General features: G+C 67.2%; 2 protein-coding genes. Both read left to right on the top strand.

Annotated elements, in window-relative coordinates; all coding sequences use genetic code 11:
- Positions 1–1,251: AAA family ATPase (locus EB084_24670; GenBank protein ID NDD31458.1), on the top strand; the 1,251-nt coding region annotated here is incomplete at its 5' end.
- A 149-nt stretch (positions 1,252–1,400) separates the two neighbouring features.
- The coding region (locus EB084_24665) for an ATP-binding protein (protein ID NDD31457.1) at positions 1,401–1,810 on the top strand (410 nt) is incomplete at its 3' end.

The raw sequence follows: 1,810 nt of genomic DNA, 5'->3' as shown, positions 1-1,810 counted from the left end.
CCTGCGCAGCGCCTGCACGAGGCCGTGCTCGACGACTGCCTGCAGCACCTCGCCTTCTACCGTGGACACGCCGACCCGAACAAGCGCGTCACCTGCGACGCGCGTCTGCTCGCAACGCTCCACGCCTATTTCGCCCTGCTCGGCGCCGGCGCGGCTGAGCTCGGCGGCGACGCACGCTTCGAGCATGCGCGACGGGGCCTTCGTCTCGAGGTGCTCGGCACCTCGTTCGACGGCCTGCGACCGTGCGCTCAGGCGCCCGATTCAGACGGCAGCACGCTGCTCGACGTGTGGCCCGACGACGTGGTGGGCAACGCCGATTTCCTCGCCGCGGGGATGCGCCTCGCCCGCGACGTGGCCGGCTTCGACCTCGTGGCCCGCGCCAACCCGAAGCGCATCAATCCCGTTCTCTTCGCCATGGGCGATCCGGGCTGCGGAAAGACCGTGACCTGCCATGCCATCGGGAACTACTTCCTGCGCTACTGCCGCGAGCGCGGCGTGCCCGCCCGCTTCGTGGTCATCACGCGCACCGACTGGGCGTCATCGTATCAGAACGCCTCGGCCCAGCAGCTGGTCGACATCTTCAAGCGCCAGGTGGCGGGCTTCGAGGGGGTCGTGGGGGTCTACTGGCCCGACATCGACACCGCCTTTGCAGCCCGCTCAGAGGCGGGTCTGCGCTCTGAAGAGAAGAACATCCTGGGGGCCTCGTTCGGCATCTTCGACGGCACGGTGATTCCCAAGAACGGTCAGTGGTTCATGCTCACCGACGCGAACACCCTGAACATGGACACCGCCACCATCAGCCGCATCACCCAGGATCCGTTCCACCTGCGCGGGGCCGCCAGCGCCGACGACTTTGTCACCCTCATGCGCGACAAGAAGCTGGGGCACCACCGCGCGCACCTCCCCATCACCGACGCGCAGTGGCGTGAGCTCGGGCAGGCCTGCATCGACGGCGGCCTCTCTGGTCGGGCGGTCGAGAACATCACCCGACGGGTGATCACCGAGATCGAGAGCTTCGAGTACCCCGACGCCTACTTCACCGCCCCCCTCGACGAGCGACGCGCCATGATCGCGCAGTTCTCTCGTTCTGTCGAGGCCGCGCGTGTGAACGAGATCATCGGCCACTACCTGCGCTTCGAGCGCGACGCCGAGGCGCGTGCGGAGCGCGAGCGATTCGAGGCGCGGGTGCGCGAGATCGTCTTCCAGATGACCGCGCACGACGCAGCGCGGAGGGCCACCGATGGCGCGTGAGCAGAGCGCTTCGCCAGCAGACAGCTACGTCAGCGACACGCTGCAGAACCTGGTCAACCAGTTCAGCCAGGACCTCTGCTTCTATCGCGAGCTCGTGCAGAACGCCATCGACGCAGAACGCCATCGACGCGGGCAGCAGCCGCGTCGACGTGGAGGTCGAGAACCGCCCCGCCGAAGGCGTCGCGGTGGCCCGGGTCATCGACTACGGCGAGGGCATGGATCGACGCATCATCGACACCCAGCTCACCCGTCTCTTCTCATCATCGAAAGAAGACGACCTCACCAAGATCGGGAAGTTCGGCATCGGGTTCGTCTCGGTCTTCTCGGTGAAGCCCGTGGCGGTGGTGGTCGACACCGGGAAGAGCGGCGAGCACTGGCGGGTTCTCTTCAAGCCTGACGGCACGTTCGAGCGCATCAGCCTCGACGAGCCCGTGGAGGGCACCCGGGTCGAGGTCTACCTGCCCACGCGGCTCGGTGGCTTCAACGACTTCCTCCGTCGATCGGAAGAGACCGTTCGCTACTGGTGCCGCCACGCCGAGGCAGAGGTCTTCTTCGAGGG

This window comes from Pseudomonadota bacterium (assembly GCA_010028905.1).
In the GTDB taxonomy this organism is placed as follows: Bacteria; Vulcanimicrobiota; Xenobia; order RGZZ01; family RGZZ01; genus RGZZ01.
This window is presented reverse-complemented; position numbering and strand designations above follow the sequence as displayed.